This is a genomic window from Rahnella sp. ChDrAdgB13, assembly GCF_017655185.1.
GTDB lineage: Bacteria > Pseudomonadota > Gammaproteobacteria > Enterobacterales > Enterobacteriaceae > Rahnella > Rahnella contaminans.
On sequence record NZ_JAEMGT010000245.1, the window covers coordinates 1 to 3,553 of the forward strand.

Below are 3,553 nucleotides of genomic sequence, written 5' to 3' on the forward strand. Positions count from 1 at the left end.
CGCTACAGGATCGGGAATGTGGTGATCTGATCCTGATTACGGCCAAAAGTTCGATTTATTCAACAAAGCCCTGAGTAGGGAGTCGTGTGGAGTTGCAGGTAAATTGAGTTGTGCTGTGAGGGGATAGCATCAATTTTGGAATTGTATCTTGGGGAATATTATCTCTTATATTATAATATAAAGTACTTACCTTATTGCCCAACTCAGAAATTTTTTCATTCGTATATGAATACTTGGATGATAATAAACTTCCATTTACATCCAAAAGATTACTTTTATCTAAAGCATCATCAGGTATTCCCATTGCCAGTAGTTTTTTATAGAAAATTTCATTAATTAATATTTCTCTTGGTTGTATAAAAGTGCCATCGGTATTATTTGTGTATTTATTAGCGTTGTAATTGATGCTCTTAATGTATATGGCATCATCAGAAATAACGATTGTGTAATCTTTAGATGCTGAGCGATCACTAGCACCAAATTTAATATCCCTAAATGTTTTCCCACCATCATTACTGGCTGACAATATACTATAGGCACAGCCTCTGAGGGGATCACCGCAAGCATCGTTATCACCACTCACTAATGGAATTGCCAGCATGTTGTCGTTTTTAGCTGCCCAAATAAACTTGCCTCTGTAGTTCATCGTTCCCTTGGAAAGGAACCAGAGCTTAGTTTTTATCTTCTTGTTATCATTGTGATAATAAATTGACCCATCATCACAATTCGAATAATCCTCCAGCGTGAGATAGCGATTTTTATCGATACGATAAATCACCTGAGGCGGGTTATGGATGGGTAGTACTGCCAGTTTTTCTGGCTGCGTTGATGTTTGCACCGGAGGCGGTGTCACGGCACAGCTATTCAGGCTGGTCAGCGAAAATATTAATACACCTGAGAGTAATATCAGCTTTTTCATATTCTGTCCTTGAAGTCCTTAATCGCCATCCAGTAACGAAATGACCATATCCTGCGCGGCTTGTGATTTAGTGAGAGAGGTCATGCCTTTTTCATCAGTCAGCCCTTCAATGATCTGTCCATCATCCAGTGTGATTTTATATTTCTGGGAAGCCAGTGGCTTGCCGTTGAGCGGATGAGTAACCACAAATCCTTCATTGAACTGTTCTGGCTCAAACGATTTCATCGCACTCTGCATGCTCGCCACGCCTTGCTTGACGATGCCGCCATTTTTAACCAGTAGTTTCCCCGGCCCGCCAATCTCAACGTTCCCGCCTTTCAGCTTGATGTAGGCGCCGCCGCAGATCAGGACCAGCTCGTCCTGCGCCGTCACCGTCATCTTTTTACCGCTGGCAATATGCGTATCATCGGTTGACCAAGTGGTGAATTTCCCGCCCTGCGCCTGAACGTCAATGTCGCCTTTGGCGGCAAACATTTTGGTTCCCTGGCGGCTGTAGAGGCTGATTTGGTCACCGGCGGCGACGGTGAATTTCTTGGTCGCGCCGATATCCACCTGTTTACCTGCGGTCAGCGTCAGGCTGTCTTCCGCGTACAGTTGCATGCTGTCCCCGCTGACAATACCCACGCCTTTTGGTGCGCTTAAAAGCAAAACGGCCTGCTGAAGCAAGGTTTGTTGACGGTCAATATCAGCGGCTAAGGCCTGCGCCTGTTGCGCGCTGGCCGACAGGCTCTGCATTTCCACCATCGCACTGGAAAGAAGTGCTTTGGCCTGTTGCATGTCCAGTTGCTGACCTGCGGCGGAAGCCTGCACATCGGCGGAAATAAACACCCCCTTACCACCGCGAATGGCCACCCAGTCGTCGGTGCGCAGCTCGGCGCCGTGACCGCGGTCTTTGCGCTTGTCATCGACCAGCGCACCGAGGTTCAGCTGGCTTTTGCCGCTGGCCGGTGTCGAAAGCTTGATGTGCTCTTTCCCACGCGTATCGTCCAGTCGCAGCTTGTTATTGGCCGGAGTGCGGATAACGTTCCGCTTGTAGTTCGGTAATGCCACATGGTCCGGGTGCGTTGAATCATGCAGTGCACAGGCGATATAAGGACGGTCAACGTCGCCGTTCTCGAACGCAATCGCCACGCCGGTAGAATCCAGCAGCGGCATATGGAAGCCGTAGGTATCACCGGAATAGGGTTTCGCCAGACGCAGCCAGCAGCTCTCAAAGCCTTTCTGCCATTCGGTGCGGTCGAAGCCGAACTGCGCGCGGTACAAACCGTCGGCGTTGATGTGGGCGTAAGGTTCGTCCGGATGCGCGCTGGAAATACGTGCTGGCAGCGTGCCGGTGACGGTCGGCCACGGCAGCAAGGCAGGACGATACGGATGTTGGGTATTACGCGGAACGGCGGTGAAGGTGACAAAATACGCCGTATCGCGGGCGACGTTTTTAGACTCAGTGGAGACAATCAGCAGGCCGTCCGGCGCTTCCGGCCAGTCTTTGCCGGGCGTGGTGATGACCATCCCCGGACGCAGCGTCATGCAGTTAGATTTGCCCTCGAACGTGATTTGTTCGCTGAGGTAGCGTTCCTGACGGCGTCTGGCGTACCACATGCCCTGACCGGGTTCGCTGCTGTATTCCTTGCCCGGCTCAGGATAGTACTCACCCCAGCGGTAATCTTCGGCCACCAGCGCAGGGTAGTCCGGACTGGTCTCCGTCGTGCCGGTCATATCGCTTTGCGCAGCAGGGTAATAGTCGTCGTTGACCGTGACAGACTTTGGTATGGATTTACGGCTGACCGACATGTCCCAGACCGATTCCAGCCCGCCGTCGAACATGCCCGCCGGGTTGCGGAACGGGATAGCGACCGGCTCCGGCCAGGCGTAAGAATGGTCTGCCAGCACCATGACGTCGCAGTTGTTCTCTTCATCGTATTCGAAGAAGTACGAGATGCCGCTGTCGGCCAGGCGTCGCGCAATGTGCGCATATTCACTTTCACCAAACTGCATCATGAATTTTTTCAGCGGGTACTGATCATTGAGCGCAAACCGAAAATCCAGGCGGTCCATGTTGTAACGCAGGAAGGTGTTTTCGGTCATGCTGATGACGCTGTCGTTCTGGTAAATCGCGTTATTGCTGCCCTGATTTAACCGGGTGACGCGGTGTTCCAGTGTGGCGACGTAGCGGGTCTCATCGGCGGAGGTGCTGCACTGACGAAACTGTGTAATAACGCCGGGAATAATACGCGGTTTAACGGACTCCCACGGTTTACCGTCGGGATACATCAGGAACAGCGCGGAATAGTTGATGATGTGCTGGGCGGGGATGTCTTTCACCGCGCTGGTGAACTCAATCTCATAGCGCAGGATATCGCTGATGGCCTCGCTGCCGCTGAACTTGAGCACCGATATATCGACGCCGGGCTGCTGAGATTCCAGCCGTTTAAGTTTTAACTGGTAGTGGTTATGGATCGGTAATTTACTGCCTGCAAGAATGTAATCCTGAATGCTCATTGCTTAATTCCCTTTATCCAACGGCCAACCTGAATACAGACTGTGTCTGCTTCAGGTCATCGCGGGCTTTGTTGAATAAATCGGATTTAGATAAAAGCTCCCCTCGTCGCCGACTTCCTCAGGTAATCCGTACAC

At 51.1% G+C, this 3,553-nt stretch carries 2 protein-coding genes; both read right to left on the bottom strand.

Features of this window, described 5'->3' with window-relative positions; all coding sequences use genetic code 11:
- Positions 1-55: 55 nt before the first annotated feature.
- Entirely contained in the window at positions 56-919 is an 864-nt protein-coding gene (locus J8X26_RS27405; protein WP_208952659.1) for a hypothetical protein, read from the bottom strand.
- Between the two features lie 18 nt (positions 920-937).
- On the bottom strand, positions 938-3,418 hold the full coding sequence (locus J8X26_RS27410; RefSeq protein ID WP_208952660.1) for a type VI secretion system Vgr family protein: 2,481 nt from the start codon (positions 3,416-3,418) through the stop codon (positions 938-940).
- Positions 3,419-3,553: the final 135 nt, after the last annotated feature.

Bases quoted from the DNA above. Each gene is read 5' to 3' on its own strand.
- J8X26_RS27405 (WP_208952659.1), bottom strand. From the start codon at position 919: ATGAAAAAGCTGATATTACTCTCAGGTGTATTAATATTTTCGCTGACC.
- J8X26_RS27410 (WP_208952660.1), bottom strand. From the start codon at position 3,418: ATGAGCATTCAGGATTACATTCTTGCAGGCAGTAAATTACCGATCCAT.